The 15,857-nt window shown below is 53.9% G+C and carries 13 protein-coding genes and 1 pseudogene; 9 read left to right on the top strand and 5 right to left on the bottom strand.

Translation table 11 applies throughout. The features are described from left to right. Window positions 1-557: 557 nt before the first annotated feature. Complete coding sequence (locus tag QOY30_RS15295) at window positions 558-2,510, top strand: alkaline phosphatase family protein (protein WP_283745482.1); 1,953 nt, start codon at window positions 558-560, stop codon at window positions 2,508-2,510. Between the two features lie 340 nt (window positions 2,511-2,850). Here QOY30_RS15295 and QOY30_RS15290 read toward each other — a convergent pair. The 4 genes and pseudogenes from QOY30_RS15290 to QOY30_RS15275 all read right to left on the bottom strand — a co-directional run. Then, a pseudogene (locus QOY30_RS15290) lies at window positions 2,851-2,997 on the bottom strand (transposase); the annotation flags it as partial. 161 nt (window positions 2,998-3,158) lie between these two features. Further along, on the bottom strand, window positions 3,159-4,406 hold the full coding sequence (locus tag QOY30_RS15285) for an RNA polymerase sigma factor (protein WP_283745481.1): 1,248 nt from the start codon (window positions 4,404-4,406) through the stop codon (window positions 3,159-3,161). Between the two features lie 9 nt (window positions 4,407-4,415). Further along, on the bottom strand, window positions 4,416-4,766 hold the full coding sequence (locus QOY30_RS15280) for a YciI family protein (protein WP_283745480.1): 351 nt from the start codon (window positions 4,764-4,766) through the stop codon (window positions 4,416-4,418). A gap of 122 nt (window positions 4,767-4,888) precedes the next feature. Next, on the bottom strand, window positions 4,889-5,764 hold the full coding sequence (locus tag QOY30_RS15275; RefSeq protein WP_283745479.1) for an NmrA family NAD(P)-binding protein: 876 nt from the start codon (window positions 5,762-5,764) through the stop codon (window positions 4,889-4,891). 470 nt (window positions 5,765-6,234) lie between these two features. On the opposite strand from QOY30_RS15275, the gene QOY30_RS15270 reads away from it, so the two are divergent. Beyond that, entirely contained in the window at window positions 6,235-7,539 is a 1,305-nt protein-coding gene (locus tag QOY30_RS15270) for a M18 family aminopeptidase (RefSeq protein WP_283745478.1), read from the top strand. A gap of 48 nt (window positions 7,540-7,587) precedes the next feature. Here the strand turns inward: QOY30_RS15270 and QOY30_RS15265 are convergent, their stop codons facing one another. Further along, window positions 7,588-7,890, bottom strand: coding sequence for a hypothetical protein (locus QOY30_RS15265; protein ID WP_283745477.1), 303 nt, complete (start codon window positions 7,888-7,890; stop codon window positions 7,588-7,590). Window positions 7,891-8,199: 309 nt separating this feature from the next. Here QOY30_RS15265 and QOY30_RS15260 point away from each other — a divergent pair, with 309 nt between their 5' ends. From QOY30_RS15260 to QOY30_RS15230, 7 genes are all read left to right on the top strand, one after another. Next, the gene (locus tag QOY30_RS15260) at window positions 8,200-8,907 is read left to right on the top strand and encodes a response regulator transcription factor (RefSeq protein WP_283745476.1); all 708 of its coding nucleotides are present in this window, start codon (window positions 8,200-8,202) and stop codon (window positions 8,905-8,907) included. Then, the gene (locus QOY30_RS15255) at window positions 8,904-10,226 is read left to right on the top strand and encodes an ATP-binding protein (RefSeq protein WP_283745475.1); all 1,323 of its coding nucleotides are present in this window, start codon (window positions 8,904-8,906) and stop codon (window positions 10,224-10,226) included. The genes QOY30_RS15260 and QOY30_RS15255 overlap by 4 nt, the downstream gene beginning before the upstream one ends. A gap of 201 nt (window positions 10,227-10,427) precedes the next feature. Next, on the top strand, window positions 10,428-12,641 hold the full coding sequence (locus QOY30_RS15250; protein ID WP_283745474.1) for a TonB-dependent receptor: 2,214 nt from the start codon (window positions 10,428-10,430) through the stop codon (window positions 12,639-12,641). A gap of 60 nt (window positions 12,642-12,701) precedes the next feature. Next, a complete protein-coding gene (locus tag QOY30_RS15245) occupies window positions 12,702-13,373 on the top strand; it encodes a MotA/TolQ/ExbB proton channel family protein (RefSeq protein WP_283745473.1) in 672 nt (223 codons plus the stop codon). A 1-nt stretch (window position 13,374) separates the two neighbouring features. Next, window positions 13,375-13,773 carry an ExbD/TolR family protein gene (locus QOY30_RS15240; RefSeq protein WP_283745472.1) on the top strand — a complete coding sequence of 133 codons (399 nt, stop codon included), beginning with the start codon at window positions 13,375-13,377 and terminating at the stop codon, window positions 13,771-13,773. 3 nt (window positions 13,774-13,776) lie between these two features. Continuing rightward, the gene (locus QOY30_RS15235) at window positions 13,777-14,394 is read left to right on the top strand and encodes an energy transducer TonB (protein WP_283745471.1); all 618 of its coding nucleotides are present in this window, start codon (window positions 13,777-13,779) and stop codon (window positions 14,392-14,394) included. A 37-nt stretch (window positions 14,395-14,431) separates the two neighbouring features. Then, on the top strand, window positions 14,432-15,853 hold the full coding sequence (locus QOY30_RS15230; protein ID WP_283745470.1) for a metallophosphoesterase family protein: 1,422 nt from the start codon (window positions 14,432-14,434) through the stop codon (window positions 15,851-15,853). Window positions 15,854-15,857 lie beyond the last annotated feature (4 nt).

Below are 15,857 nucleotides of genomic sequence, written 5' to 3'. Positions count from 1 at the left end.
CTGGATATAATTACCCGCTCATCTCTAGCACCTCTCCGCCTCATTGCCGGCAGATTCCGTTTCCCCTCGCGGGTTGAAGTACCGAATTAATCGGCGGTTACATTGTCCTGGAGCTTCACACCAAGCGATTACCAGCTTCGCATGTCCAGGTAGAGAATGTTGATGGAACGACCGGTTTCATCAGTTCATACCACCTCCTGTGAAACAGAAACACGTGCGACTTTCAGGTCGCACGCTGAAATGGCTCTTGATGTAGCCAGTTTGGATATCCCCTTCAAGTTTCTTGAACCGGCACTTTCGAGACATTCTGGAAATTCGAATTAAAAAACAATCCTTCAATTGTTGCACGCCGCAAAACCAGTGCTATGCCAAATTTAGACGAGCATCTGCGAATCCCTACTCCCGCTGATTAATGAGCCAATCGGACTACCCGAACAGCCTTAACTCAACATTATTCTGTCATGGTGAAGTGTAACGATGGTCCATGTGTCATGGACGCATGTCACATGGAAACCAGTCAACAGCCCTTAACCACTAAGCCGTTATAAGGAGCAACCATGAAACAACACCAAGTTTTACTGAGCCGGAAAGTCAAGCGCATTGTGGCTGGCGTTAGCCTAGCATGCTTCGGTTTCTCGTCGCTGGGTATCCCGACGCTTGCCGCAGCAACAACACAGTTGGCCGCAGATATCCCGACTACCTCTCCCATCAAGCACGTTATCGTGATCATTGGCGAGAACAGGACTTTTGATCACGTCTTCGGCGCTTTTCGCCCTTCCAACGACCAGACCGTATCGAATCTTTTGTCCAAGGGCATCATTAAAGCGGATGGATCTCCGGGCCCCAACTTCGCGCTTGCCGCGCAATATCAGGCCACTTTGTCGGGGCCGCTGAAATTTACTATCAGCCCACCCGCGAAAACGGCTTATCAAGTACTTCCCACACCACTGACCGGAAGCGCGCACACCTCGGCGAGCGATACGAATCCACCGCCTTTAGCTTCCCTTGCACTAGCAAGCTATTTGGAGAGCGGCGCACTTCTTCCCGCGGATCTTCCGCTCCTCACAACCGGTGCTACTGGCCTGCCCCAGTACAGCGCAGACACCCGGATTGCCAATGTCGCGAAACTGCCCAGTGGCCCTTTTCCGCTTACTCCAGGTGTTTCGTATGACGCTTATGCCGCCAGTCCGGTGCATCGTTTCTATCAAGGTTGGCAACAATCTGACTGTAATGTGACTCATGCCACGCGGATCAATCCGAGCGGCTGCCTGTCAGACCTGTACCCATGGGTCGAAGTAAGCGTAGGCGCTGGAAGCAACGGCAAGGCCCAGCCAGTCGGGTTTAACGAACAAAGCACGGGTGAAGGCTCCACCTCCATGGGGTTCTATAACGTAAACAAAGGCGATGCGCCATACTTTACGCAGCTCGCCCGGACCTACTCCATGAGTGATAACTACCACCAAGGTGTTCAGGGCGGTACCGGGGCAAATCACATCATGCTTGGTTCGGCCGATGCGTTTTATTACTCTGACGGCAATGGTCACCCTGCCACTCCTCCTGCAAACCAGATCGAAAACCCGAACCCACAACCGGGCACCAATAACTATTACACGCAGGATGGCTACTCTGGCGGCTCATACAGTGAATGTTCCGATACCACACAGCCAGGAGTTGGTGCGGTAGTAGGCTATCTGAAATCGCTGCCGAACCACCCAAACCCGAACTGCGCTCCCGGTGCGTATTATCTGCTCAATAATTACAACCCTGGCTACAACGGCGACGGCAGCGTGAACACCAGCAGTGCGTTCACAATTCCTCCTACTTCGGTGCCAACTATAGGTGATTCGCTCCTCGCCAAGCAGATATCATGGAAGTACTACGGAGAGGGCTGGAACAGCTACGTTGCTAAATCGCCAATTAGCGTCTATTGCAACATCTGCAATCCCTTCCTGTATGAAACATCGATCATGACGAACCCGGCTCTTGTTTCCGAGCACTTGAAGGATACGACCGATCTTTATACCGATATCTCCAATGGCAACCTCCCTGCAGTATCCATCGTCAAACCAGGTGGCCTGCTTGATGGGCATCCGGCTTCTTCGAAACTCGGCCTATTTGAAGGTTTCTCAAAGAAGCTGATTGATGCGGTACAGGCCAACCCTGAACTATGGGCGAGTACGGCCATTTTGATCACGTTCGACGAAGGTGGCGGTTACTATGATTCCGGCTATATCCAGCCGGTAGACTTCTTCGGTGACGGCCCGCGTATCCCCATGATTGTCGTATCGCCATATTCCAAAGGAGGGCGAATTGATCACACGTACAATGATCACGCGTCCATCGCAAAGTTTATCGAACGCAACTGGGACTTGGAACCCATAACTAAACGCAGCCGCGACAATCTGCCTAATCCAATGCAGCTTCCGAACAATCCTTACGTTCCGGTGAATTCGCCGGCGATTGGAGATTTGTTCCATCTGTTTAATTTTCATCAGCAACATGAGGAGTAACCGGTGATTGGTGGTTATGCATAACGTCACCGCCACCAGCATCGTTGTTACAAGCGCCGCAGTTCCTGAAGCTGCGGCGCTTTTTTCTGTGGATCCAATTAAACCTAAGCTGACAGTTACGCGGTAAATTCCAGTAATAACGGACGCCTGCTTTGTGGTGCTTTGGCTAGCCCGCATATTTCACCACCCCGCACCCCAAACCGATTTTGAAGCATCGCAACCGACATCAAGCATCATCTGATTGTTGGATGCACAAGAATTGATCAATTTGGCGAATTGCGGACGAATTCCCCCTTACCCCCGCTGTTTATCATTGTGCCGGGGCAGCACTCGGAGAGCGTTATGGAGCCAGTGCGCGAGCGGCGATCAGATAGACCTTGTGCGATGGATGGTGCGAAGCCAGCATGATGCGTACGCGGCGGGCATTGCGAACGATGGCAGCCCCGATCTTGAGCAGCCTGACACGAAGGGTGGCGGCACAACCTCTCACATGATCTTCTTCGCAACCTGATTCTATGCGGGTTTCAAGCTTGTGCCGATACCTTCCTTATGAAATATCCGGGCTAGTCATCGGCCTTAGCGAACTACGGTAGTTCTCTGAAATGGCTATCGGTTCACCTTTTATTCGTGAAACGATAAGTCAAACTCTCAAAGTTCTTCCAGTTTGCGGCGTAGGAATCGCCTTGCCGGTTCCGTCTGGGCAAGCTGTAAGGCCCGTTCAAAGGCGATACGTGCTGCCTCCATGTTTCCGGTTCGCTTGTACAGCTCGGCCCTTGCCGAATGAGCAAAATGATAATCGAGCAGTTCGCCGCGTGACAATATAGACTCTATCAGTGCAAGCCCTTTGGCTGCGTCATCTCGCATCGCGATAGCAACTGCACGATTCAACTCGACGATTGCCGAAGGTTCAATCCTCATCATCACGTCATAGAGACCTACTATTTGTTCCCAGTCAGTGTCAACCGAGTGCTTGGCCTCGGCATGCACGGCAGCGATCGCGGCTTGTAAGGTGTATACACCGAAGCGGCGCAGAGAAAGTGCCTGTTCGACAAGGGTAAGTCCTTCGGCGATCATCGCCAAATCCCACAATGAACGATCCTGGTCTTCCAGCAGCACGATATCGTCATCCTGAGTCACACGCGCCGCGCGCCGCGCCTCGGTCAGCAGCATTAAGGCAAGCAGGCCGAACGTTTCTGAATCGGGGAGCAACTCGACCAGTAACCGTCCCAGACGTATCGCCTCAACGGACAAGTCGGGACGAAACAACGCCAAACCTGCGGAGGCAAAGTACCCTTCGTTGAAGATCAGATAAATAACGTGCAGCACTGACTCCAGACGTTGCGGAAGTTCAGCCTGTGCCGGCACTTCATAGGGAATCCGGGCGTCGCGGATCTTGGTTTTGGCACGGACGATACGTTGCGCTAGTGTCGGTGCAGGAATAAAGAAAGCGTTGGCGATCTCTTCAGTAGCAAGATCGCACACTTCCCGCAACGTAAGCGCGATCTGTGCGTCAGGTGACAGGGAAGGATGGCAGCAGGTGAAGATCAGGCGTAACCGGTCGTCTTCAATGTTCTCATCACCCTTCTCGGCACGCTCATCTATGATAGCTTCGACTTGCTCATATACATCATCCAGTGCAACGAATCGCCGCATGCGGCGCATGTTGTCGATTGCCTTGAAGCGGCCGCATGACACCAGCCACGCACGGGGATTTGCAGGGAGACCTTCGCTTGGCCATTGTTCCAGCGCCGCGTGAAAGGCTTCATGCAATGCTTCCTCGGCAACGTTGAAGTCGCCGAGCAATCGGATCAGGGTGGCGAGGACGCGACGTGACTCAGTTCTATATACTGTATTAACTGTTTCGACCATGCCTGTCGTTTTGTCCACGCCTGCCACGATGCTATGCTAGTCAAATTCCATGATAGGGCGCACTTCGATACACCCAAAGCGAGCCCCCGGAATCTGTGAAGCTACCTGTATAGCGTCATTGAGGTCCTTGGCCTCAATCAGATAGTAGCCTCCCAGTTGTTCCTTGGTTTCCGCAAAAGGGCCGTCTGTCGTTGAGACTTTGCCCTTGCGCACGCGAACGGTTGTCGCCGTACTGGTCGGCTGCAATGCGTTGCCACCGATATAGCGCCCCGACTTTTTGAGATTCTCACTGAAGACAAAGTATTCACCCATGATGTTGTGCATCTCGGCTTCCGGCATCTTTTGATACATGGTTTCGTCTTCATAAATTATGCACAGGTATTTCATGATTTCTCCTTGTGAAAGTTAGTGAATAATGAAAGCAGCGAACCCACCCGACAAACCATTAGATTTCAGCGCAGGACCGCCTCTTTCAGTCCTTAGTCGAATGGTGCAACGCGAAATCGACATCAACTGATGTTGTCGGAAAATGATTCATAAGCCGGTCGATACACTTCAGCGGCAAAGCAATCCAACGTGGTGGTTGTCGTGTTCCGAGCGGACCGTTCCTCAGTTCCCTTTACCTTTTCTTCGTTGAAACTGCGGCTAATCTCCGCCGCAGCATCGGCATAACTTGCCGACATTCCCAAATTGAGCATTGCCTTTCGCGCATCTTCATATGAAAACTGAATGTATTTCAAGTCGGGCTTTCCTATTGCCACGCCAAGAATATGGGTTGCTTCTTCCATAGTGTAATTGCGCGGGCCCAGCAATTCTCTGATCTGTATATGCCGGGATGGCCTATCGATAAGCAGGTTCGCTGCCATTTTCCCGATATCTCTCGACGCAATCATCGGTAGCGCGGCGTCCGACTTGAACGAGGTTCCATAGAATCCAGCTTGCCTGACAAGCCCCAAACCCCAAAGGTGGTTCTCCATGAAGTAGGCAGGGCGCAGGTGAATCACTTCATCAATGTCCAGCGCATTTAGCCGATTTTCCATGTCGTGGAGTCCCAAGACCGGGCCGGTTCCTGTTTCATACTGGGCATTGAGACTGCTGAGAAAAACTACACGTTTCGCATGGGCTTTTTTCAACGCATCTACCAATTTACCGCCAATCTCATTTTGCCGTGCGCGCAAATCCGGTGCATTCGTCTCCGCAGGAATCATCAGAAACACGCCATCGGTTCCAGAAAATGCGTCAGTTAAGGCACCAATGTCATCGATGGATACGCCCGATCTGCGAGAAACCAACCGTACATTACGGCCCTGAGCCTTAAGCTCTTCAGCCACCACTGACCCGACGTGCCCGGTCGCGCCGACTACTGCATATGTCTTCCCGTTCATTTTCAGTACTCCTTTCAATATATATTCCTGGTCGAACAGTTCAACGCGAATTCGACATCTGTAATGTCGTATTCAATTAATGAGTAGATAGCTACTCAACAAGTAGTCGAACAGGCAGTTCTCAAATCGACATTGATTGTGTGAATTCGGAGAAATTTAACGATGGAGGAATATTGAACGCAACGTTAATGCTTATCTGGAGAAATTGAACTGCTAAGTTTGAATTACCGAAACGGCTGAAAGTGATTGTTCGAAAAATTCTAAGCCGGACATTGCAAAAGGATGGGCCGACAGCCTTTTCAGTAAACCGCCACAGTCCACTTATTCTTTGAAAAATTTGGCGCACTCTTTGACTTCCATGTTCAGATGTTTACCAAGTTGGCGCCGTTCTCGCTGATCAATCTCATAGTTCGGAGAGGACGAGTACATCTTGTATACTTCCCATTCCATCAATCTCATTGTTACTCCCCATGTCCGCGATCACCCAATTCCGAACTGCCGCTCATGAACTGATCGACTTCATTGATGCAAGCCCCAGCCCATGGCACGCCGTGGCGAGTGCCGAGGTACTGCTGCGGGCGCATGGGTTCACCAGGCTTGAAGAAGGTGATCGATGGCAACTTGCGGCGAATGGACGCTATTACGTCGTGCGTGGCGGTGCGTCGACGATTGCATTCGTGCTGGGCAGCCAGCCCATGGCCGAAGCGGGCTTGCGCATCGTCGGCGCGCATACCGATTCACCGGGTCTCAGGCTCAAGCCGAAGGCCGCCATGAGCGGAGATGGCATCTCGCGACTGGCGGTTGAAGTATATGGCGGACCAATATTGGCCACGTTCACCGACCGGGATCTGAGTCTGGCCGGTCGTGTCGTGCTGCGCACGGCAACTGGTCAGGAAACGCGATTGCTGCGCTTCGCGCAGCCGCTGGTGCGGCTTCCCAATCTGGCCATTCATATGAACCGTGAGGTAAATGAGCAAGGCTTGAAGCTCAACAAGCAAACGGAATTGCCCCTGATCCTGGGCTTGATGTGCGAAGGTGATAATGCCGAAGCGCAATTGCGCAAGCTCCTGGCTGACGCGGTGCAGGCCGATGCGGCGGATCTGCTGAGCTGGGAATTATCAGTCTATGACGTGCAGAAGGGTTGCCTGTGGGGAGCGAATCAGGAGTTCATCGCCGATAGCCAGTTGGACAATCTGGCATCCACTCACGCCGCACTCTCCGCGCTGATTGCGACGAAGCAGCCTGCCGCCACCTGCGTGGCAGCCTTTTTCGATCACGAGGAAGTGGGTAGCGAGAGCGCTACCGGGGCAGGCGGCAGTTTCGTCATCGATGTGCTGCACCGCATCAGCCTTCAGGCAGGACTGGACGAGGAGGACAGGCGACGCGCCATTGCGCGCAGTTTCTTCATCAGCGCCGACATGGCACATGCCTACAATCCGAACTTCCCGGGAGCCTACGAGCCCGGGCACAAAGTGGTGGTGAATGGCGGCCCGGTCATCAAAACCAACGTGAACCAGCGCTACACTACCAATGCCGAGACTGCGGCACGTTTCATGACCCTTTGCGAAAAGGCAGGTGTGCCGTACCAGCAATATTCGCATCGTAGCGACCTGGGTTGCGGCAGTACCATCGGTCCCATGATTGCGGCACAGCTGGGCGTCGCGAGTGTGGACGTTGGTTCGCCGATGTGGGCGATGCATAGCGCGCGCGAAAGCGCCGGGGTTCATGATCACGCCTACATGATTGCGGCGCTGTCTGCGGCTTTTGGAAGCTAAAGCAGCGATCAGCCGGGTTGTGGCATGCGAAGTCCGTGCTGCTTCGACCTAACCGAGGATTCCGGTCAACCCCTGCAGTATTTCCCGAATGACCGATGTTGAAAAATGAGGGTCAACCTTATCAAGCGCCATCACGACCAGAAATCCGACTATCAACGGCTGAACGAGAATGAGCCCAAGCATGGCAAAGGTGAAAAGGAAAAGGCGTACGAATTTTCCGGATCGATAATAATTCTTCAGGCGGGTCAGGAAAGCAACTACCTGCTTGCGCATCAACATGATCTCGCTGACCATCAGGAAAAACGCCAGGACGAAACCGGCCATAATTGCGATATAGAGTTCTATGTTCATGATTTCCTTTCGAGGCGCATGACCGCATTGCAGGCACTCTGCTACAGCCGCCAGTCAGCTCAATTATCCGGAAGACCGTCCGCAAAACGAAATCTCGCATGATTTTCGGCAGGCGACTGCAATTGTTCAGTTCACTGCTCGTTTACCTCTTTCGCCCGCTTGTCATATTTCAGCAACATTCCGCGCTTAACATTACTGTAATAATTTCCGGGGCTGGCTTTTTGCTTTGAATCTAGATCGGCAAGTCATCTCCCCGGCGTTTCCGCCAAATATAGCAATCGGCTAATAGCCCACTGAATTCAAGACAAAATGCTACAACATGCAAGCGGCTATTCAGGCACGAATGCCGCCAAATCGATCCTGCTGATTGAAGACGACCCAATGATAGGCCAGAGTTTGACTCGGGCGCTGAATGACATCGGCATGAAGGTCGACTGGGTTCGGGACGGTATCAATGGGCAGACATCAATTGAAACGGGGGGGTATGACCTGGTTTTGCTCGACCTTGGACTGCCCGGAAAATCCGGCATGGATGTATTGAAAGCAATGCGGGCTCATGGAGATCAGACTCCTTTGTTCATTATTACTGCAAGAGATGAAATTGATGATCGGGTGATCGGGCTGGATGAGGGCGCGGACGATTATCTGGTCAAGCCGTTCGGGATTAAGGAACTGGTAGCCAGGATTATCGGTGCCCTGAGACGCAACAGCAGCAACCCCCAGACATTGCTTGGCAGCGCCGAGATCACAATAGATACGATGACCAAAGAAGCGACTTACCGCGGAAAAACCCATGTGCTGTCCGCAAGAGAATTTACCCTGCTGCATGCGCTCATCGAATATCCGGGAATGATCCTTTCGCGCAGCCAGATTGAGGAACGCCTGTATGGCTGGAACGAGGAAGTCGAAAGCAATGTCGTTGAAGTGTTGATCCATGCTGTGCGGAAAAAATTCGACAACGAAATTATCCGCAACGTGCGCGGCATCGGCTGGATGGTGACCAAACACTCCTCATGATCTCACTGAAACGGCAACTTATCGTCTGGGCGCTCGGGCTTTTCACCGTAGTGGGGCTGCTTGCGGGCGGAATTTCCTATTTGCTCGCACTTCAGGATGCCAATGTCCTTCTCGATCATCAGTTGCTTCTGGTTGCCGGAAGTATCGACGAGGGTTCGCAGTTGCCTGCAATGCAGGCCAAATATCTGGGTGAAAGCAAGGAAGAGCAGGAGTCCGATTTCGTGATTCAGGTCTGGTACGAAAATGAGAAAGTGCGTTCATCGCACCCGGACTTCGAACTGCTGAAGGGAAATGCCACGGGGTATTTGAATGTGTCGCTGCACGGGCAAAAATGGAGAGCGTACACCATCGTGTACCCGGACCGTACAGTGCAGGTTTCCCAATCGCATGAGGTGCGTCGCAAGATCGCCACCAATGCGGCGTTGCGCGCATTGATTCCCATAGCCGGGCTGTATCCCCTGTCATGGGTGCTTGTTGTGTTCGGGGTCGGACACATTCTGAAGCCATTGGCCATAGTGACCAAAGCGGCAACGCAACGTGACGCTTCCAGCCTGGACCCGCTTCCCACAGAACACCTCCCGACAGAAATCGCGCCCCTGGTTACCGAAATGAACGGCCTGATTTTGCGTGTGCGGGAAACGATAGATACGCAACGGCATTTCATGCTGGATGCAGCGCATGAATTGCGCACCCCGCTTGCCGCACTGCAATTGCAGATCGAGAACCTGTCGCAAAGGCGCTCGCAGGAAGACCTTGAAGCACGGATCGCGGAATTGAAATCAGGCATACAGCGTGCGTCGCATCTTGTCGGGCAATTGTTGCACATGGCCCGATACGGGGCTGAAAAGCAGACGATCCGGACCGACCTGGATTTGGGCAAACTTGTGAAATCCTGCATCGGTGATTTCATACCCATCGCCGAAAAGCGCCGCATTGATCTCGGCATGATTCACGATGAGCCTGCACTTATCCGGGCCAATGCGGGCGACCTGCGCATCCTGTTCAATAACCTTCTTGATAATGCCATTCGCTATACACCGGAAGGCGGGCGGATCGATGTCAGCATTGTGGTTTCGGGCCAGAAGGCCAGGGTTGAAATCCTGGATAACGGCCCGGGAATTCCGGAGGCACTACTCCCGCGCGTATTCGATCGATTCTTCCGGGTAGGTGGCCATGAAATCGAAGGAAGCGGTATCGGGCTTGCCATCGTGACTGCGATTGCAACCCAGGAATCTGCCGAAATCAGCTTGAGCAACAGACAGGATGGGAGCGGCCTGCTTGCGGCGGTCTCATTCAATCTATCGATGTCACCCGCCTGAATGAGCGGATCCCATAAAAATGAAACCCTTCAGCAGCTTCCGCGGAAGATCTCATCTCAATTTCAAGTTGGTAATGAAAATGTAATAAATATTTCACTTTGGTTTAAGTCTGCCTGCGTACTTTGCGTCCTCGCTAAGTTCAGCCATCGAGCAACTGCATGATGTTAGCGCCGATTTAATACCATTCTTCAGGAGGAAGTGATGCAAGTCAGCTTTGATTTCAAAATGAAACACCTTACGCAATTGATATTGTGCGCAGCACTGGTAACTGCCGCGCAAGGATCGTTCGCCGATGACGTCGTCGATCTGGGTACAGTACAAAACACCGCAGCCGCCGATGACTCTGCAGCAAAAGCCAAAGATACTGCGGCCTATCAGGCACCAACCAAAGGTTCCCTGATTGCGACCCAGCCACAGTCCGTGATCAGCCAGCATTACATTCAGGAAAACGCGTCCGCCGCGTCCAATTTTTCCGACATCGTGAATATCGCTCCCAGCGTGTTCAGCGTCGACCCCAACGGCCCAGGCCTGATGGAAACCCAGAGCCTGACCATGCGCGGCTTCCAGAACGGACAATACAACGTCACCTTCGACGGGATCCCCTGGGGCGACTCTAACGACTTCACACAACACACCACGTCCTATTTCATGCAGCAGGATATCGGCAATGTCGTCGTCGATCGCGGTCCCGGCGATGCCAGCAATATCGGCAATGCCACCTTCGGCGGTACGATCGCCGTCAATTCCAAGGATCCGATGCAGGAAGCGAATACCAACCTCTATGCATCCCTCGGCAGCTTCAACACGCGCCTGTTCGGCGCGCAATTGGATACCGGTGTCTTGAAGAACGACGGCGACGCGAGCGCGTTCGTCGATTACAAGAATCTGACCTCGGACGGCTACCTGACCAACGCCGGCCAGCGCCGCGAAAACGTCTTCTTCAAATTGTCCAAGCCAATCTCGGACAATACCGTGCTGACCTTTGTAACGATGCAGAACAAGCTGCATCAGAACGTGGCTTTGGGTACGACCGCAGCCAATATTCAAAAATACGGAGCGAATTTCGGGCTTAACAACGATCCGACCAGCCAGGACTACGCTGGATATAACTACGACGACATTACCTCCGACTTCGAATACCTCGATCTGAAATCCCAGCAGGGCGACCTGACGGTGGACAACAAGCTTTACACCTATGCCTACTACCATAACGGATTCAACGGCGTTGACCCCGGCCTTGGCCAGGCGAACGGCACAAGTTACGGTGCAAACAATGTTCCGGGACAGATGATGACCATGAACTACAGGTCAGTCGGCGACATGCTGCGCATGTCCGAGGCCATGGGGGCAGGCAAACTGGACTTCGGCGCGTGGGTCGATTACCAGACCAACAACCGCTGGCAGAAGGAAGTCGATTTCTCGCTGGGACAGGCAATCAATCCGGCAGGCGGCGGCGTGAACGGCGTAGACCGGAATATGAGGGATAGCTTGACTACCATCCAGCCCTATGTGCAGTACGAGTGGAAAGCATCCGAAGCGTTGACCGTGACGCCAGGCCTGAAGTATGTGTCGTTTAACCGCATGATGGATGCGACCGTGAATCAGGGTGCAACCGGCGCTCCGCTGAACACTTCACAGACTTGGACCAAGGCCTTGCCGACGTTGACTGCTCACTACATGATCCAGCCGGAATGGTCGGCTTATGCACAGTATGCGCAAGGCATGCTGGCACCGAACATCAACGCGTTCTATCCTAAAGGAGGAACGACTGCGACGCTTCCCTCGCAACTCGCTCCCGAACAATCGACGAACTACCAGCTCGGCACGACCTGGGCCAGCAAGCGCCTGACCCTTTCCGGCGATGTCTACATGGTCGACTTCTCCAACCAGAACACCGGCACGCCTTGCGGTATCTATACCTGTTTCAACAATACAGGTGGCGTGAAGTACAACGGTGTCGAAAGCGAAGGCACCTACGTTCTGGGGCAGGGGATGAGCCTGTACGGCAACTATGCCATCAACAACTACTCCATGAGTACAGCCGGCGGAACATTGCAAAATGTGCCCAAGAACACGGCAACCGCAGGACTGATCTACAACCAGGGGCCGGCTTACGCATCCCTGATTGCCAAGGAGGTTGGGCAGCGTTATAGCGGCACGGATTACAGCGTGAATCCAAATGGCAATCCCATCTCTATGGGGAGCTACACCATCGTGAACTTTGCCTCAAGCTATACATTTAGTAAGGATGACGGTTTGGGCAAGAACACAAAGGTCGGTTTCCAGATCAATAACCTGCTCAACAAGAACAGCATCTTTGCATCGTTCGCCAATGACGCAAGCGCCGCACAGAATCCGATGTTCTACACAATACCGACACGCAGCTTCATGGTGTCGCTGTCGGCTGATATGTAATTACTTTCCGGCCAACCAACCTGTGGGGGAGCTCGTCTCCCCCATTACCAATTAGAGATCATGAATATTTCACACATACTTGAACTTGCAAACGCTTCGGGCGGCACACTTTATTTGATGCTGCTGCTGTTGCTGGTCGCGCTCACCGTGATCATCGAACGCACCCGCTATCTATCCAACATGCAGCATGGCGGCGAACAACTGATCGCAATGCTGAAAGAAGGAGCGCAGAAAGCAACCCTGGCTTTGCCGGAAAAGCTCGCGCAACTCCCGCATGCGAATCTGTTCACCACCCTGCAAAACGAGCCTGTCAGCAATGCGGACCGCGCCACGCTAGATGGACATCTGGAAGAGGTGATCATGCACGAGGTGCCCACGTTGGACCGTTCGCTCTGGATGCTGGATACGGTGATCACGCTGGCGCCACTGCTGGGATTGTTCGGCACGATCATCGGCATGTTCAACGCGTTTCATGCGCTGGGCGATGTCCAGAACGATGCAACGCAGGTGACGGGCGGCATCGCCGAGGCGCTGATCGCCACGGCATCCGGCTTGTTCATCGCCATGGTCGGCCTGGTGTTCTTCAATGCCCTGCATACCCGTGTACGCATCATCTTGCACCAGCTCGAAACGATCAAGATCATGATGTTGAACCGTCACGACCAATTCAGGACCCAGGCAGCACCGGCTCGCTGTGCAGTTGAAGTGCTTCATACCCAGGCGAGGGCATGAGATGAGGTATCTGGAAACACGCAAGGCCAGGATCGAGATCATTCCGATGATCGACATCATGCTTTTTCTGCTGGTCTTTTTTGCGATGCTCACGTTGCGCATGATTCCGAGTTCCGGTCATGTGACCAAGCTGCCGACAAGCTCCACTGCCGTTGCGATCCCGCACCCGAAGTTGCTGGTTGAAATCAATCCGGACGGTTCCCTGCAGGTGGAAAACCATACCCTGACTCCCGCGCAATTGACGGAACTGCTGCACCAGCGCGACAGCAGCAAAACCGCAGTGACGATCGCCGGCAGCGATACTTCTTCGCTGCAACAGGTCATGACTGTCATCGATGCAATCAAGGCGGGTGGCGCAACCGAAGTCGGGCTTGCTACCCGCACTGCTGCGGGCAAATAAATCATGGCCGGGAATAGTCGTTATCAATTTCAGGCCGTTGGGCTGGCGGCCCTGATTGAATTCGGTCTGCTGGCGGGGGCGGCGATCGCCTTGGCCAGCACGTCCTCGACGAAGCCGGTGCTATCCGGTTCCGAGACCATCTCGCTCGTGAATGAAGACCCGCAGACGCCTGTTCCGAAGCCGAAGCCGCAATTGCAGCCACAACCCAAGGCGCAGCCGAAACCGCAAGTGGCTCCCGAAGAGCCCAAGCCGGAATTGCCGCAAGTAGCGGAAGCGCAGGCAAATGCATTTACCGAACCCACTCCGCCCCCGCCTGTTGCTGTGGCAGGCAATGCCGAACCCAGCGCAGAATATGCGGCGAAAGTCCGGGCTGCGGTGCAGGCGGCGCAATTCCTACCTCCGGCAGCGTACAGCCTGCATTACACAGGACGCGTGAAGGTGGAGTTCCACATGCGCGATAAAGTGCCCAGTGCAGTCCGCGTGCTGGTTGGCAGCGGTATGGGCATGATAGACCGGGTCGCGTTGCAGTCCGTGCAAAATGCGAAGTATCCCGAGCCGCCACCCGAAATTCAGGGCAGCGATCATGTTTATCAGGTTTGGGTTGAGTTCCGTCGCGAATAGCAGACAATCGGCAACTCATATTCATCGGAAGCATTCCATGCAAATGCAATTCGGCGTTCCGTTTCGTCGTCCGTTATTCATGATTGCGGTTGCGAGCCTTCTGTTCGGTTGCGCCACACCGAACAAGCAACTGCCTGCCGCTACACGCACTGCCTATGTCGTGATGGGAGAAAACGGAACAGCGGTTGCGCGGCTGCTGACCACAGATGCGCAATGTCCCGTCATTCGATTCGATACTCGCGAGGTACGGATGGAGCCGCGCGCAGTACCGGGTTCCATGCCATTGCGTACCACGATATCGGCGGCCGCCGATTCCAAACCGTCCGAGTTTCCGATTCGCGTTTGCGAGAAATCAATTCCCACCGATGCTCAGAAGGCAACCATCGGCGATATTTCACTGCCGCTGCCCGCAGCCGAGATCAAACGCATTGTCGTGATCGGAGACACGGGTTGTCGCCTGAAGAAAGGCGAGGCGGCATATCAGGCCTGCAACGATAGCGATCAATATCCATTCGCCAGGGTGGCAGCGGCGGCAGCAAACTGGAAACCCGACCTGGTGATCCATGTGGGAGATTTTCTCTATCGCGAAAATCAGTGTCCCGCAGACAATCCGGGCTGCGCGGGCAGCCCTTGGGGTTACGGCTGGGATGCATGGCGTGCCGATTTCTTCGAGCCCGCAGCAGCCTTGTTGAAAGCGGCGCCCTGGGTGATGGTCCGCGGCAATCACGAATCCTGCGTGCGTGCAGGGCAGGGCTGGCGGCGCATGATCGATCCGCGTCCCCTGCTGCCGGGACGCGATTGCAACGATACGGCCAACGACGAGACGGGTGACTACAGCGATCCCTATGCGGTTTCACTCGGCGGCGATGCGCAATTGATCGTGCTGGATACTTCAAATACTTCTTCGGGTGTGATCCCCGAAGGAGACATCCGCCAGATCAAATATCGCGATATGTATGGCAAGCTTGAGAAGCTGTCGCAGCAAGCGTCTTACAACATTGTGGCCAATCACCATCCGATACTTGGGTTTTTTGCCAGCCGGGACAAGCAGGGTAAAGTGACGGTGTGGCCGGGCAACCAGGGTGTGCAATCCGTATTCGGCGCCATCAATCCGCTGATCATGCCGCCACGCATCAACGCGCTGCTTTCTGGCCATGTTCATATGTGGCAGGAAGTCAGCTTTTCCAGTCCGCACCCCACACAGTTTGTGGCCGGCTTTTCCGGAACCATGGAAGACGTGGTTCCGCTGCCGGTCGAGCTTCCGCGCGGCGCCACACCGGCACCGGGTGCCGTGGTTGAACACCACAGTTCATGGGTCGGCGGTTTCGGCTTCATGACGATGGAACGCACAGGCACCAACCAGTGGGAGGCCAAGGTGTGGGATACCACAGGACATCAAGTCAATTCCTGCAGCATGAATGGCAGCCATTCAGCCTGTGAACTGGTGCAGGTCAAATAGCAAT

Origin of the sequence: Sideroxydans sp. CL21 (assembly GCF_902459525.1) — a bacterium.
In the GTDB taxonomy this organism is placed as follows: domain Bacteria; phylum Pseudomonadota; class Gammaproteobacteria; order Burkholderiales; family Gallionellaceae; genus Sideroxyarcus.
This window is presented reverse-complemented; position numbering and strand designations above follow the sequence as displayed.

What these genes read in the sequence shown, in the direction of transcription:
- QOY30_RS15295 (WP_283745482.1), top strand. Translation starts at nt 558, where the DNA reads ATGAAACAACACCAAGTTTTACTGAGCCGGAAAGTCAAGCGCATTGTG.
- QOY30_RS15280 (WP_283745480.1), bottom strand. Translation starts at nt 4,766, where the DNA reads ATGAAATACCTGTGCATAATTTATGAAGACGAAACCATGTATCAAAAG.
- QOY30_RS15275 (WP_283745479.1), bottom strand. Translation starts at nt 5,764, where the DNA reads ATGAACGGGAAGACATATGCAGTAGTCGGCGCGACCGGGCACGTCGGG.
- QOY30_RS15270 (WP_283745478.1), top strand. Translation starts at nt 6,235, where the DNA reads ATGTCCGCGATCACCCAATTCCGAACTGCCGCTCATGAACTGATCGAC.
- QOY30_RS15265 (WP_283745477.1), bottom strand. Translation starts at nt 7,890, where the DNA reads ATGAACATAGAACTCTATATCGCAATTATGGCCGGTTTCGTCCTGGCG.
- QOY30_RS15260 (WP_283745476.1), top strand. Translation starts at nt 8,200, where the DNA reads ATGCTACAACATGCAAGCGGCTATTCAGGCACGAATGCCGCCAAATCG.
- QOY30_RS15255 (WP_283745475.1), top strand. Translation starts at nt 8,904, where the DNA reads ATGATCTCACTGAAACGGCAACTTATCGTCTGGGCGCTCGGGCTTTTC.
- QOY30_RS15250 (WP_283745474.1), top strand. Translation starts at nt 10,428, where the DNA reads ATGCAAGTCAGCTTTGATTTCAAAATGAAACACCTTACGCAATTGATA.
- QOY30_RS15245 (WP_283745473.1), top strand. Translation starts at nt 12,702, where the DNA reads ATGAATATTTCACACATACTTGAACTTGCAAACGCTTCGGGCGGCACA.
- QOY30_RS15240 (WP_283745472.1), top strand. Translation starts at nt 13,375, where the DNA reads ATGAGGTATCTGGAAACACGCAAGGCCAGGATCGAGATCATTCCGATG.
- QOY30_RS15235 (WP_283745471.1), top strand. Translation starts at nt 13,777, where the DNA reads ATGGCCGGGAATAGTCGTTATCAATTTCAGGCCGTTGGGCTGGCGGCC.
- QOY30_RS15230 (WP_283745470.1), top strand. Translation starts at nt 14,432, where the DNA reads ATGCAAATGCAATTCGGCGTTCCGTTTCGTCGTCCGTTATTCATGATT.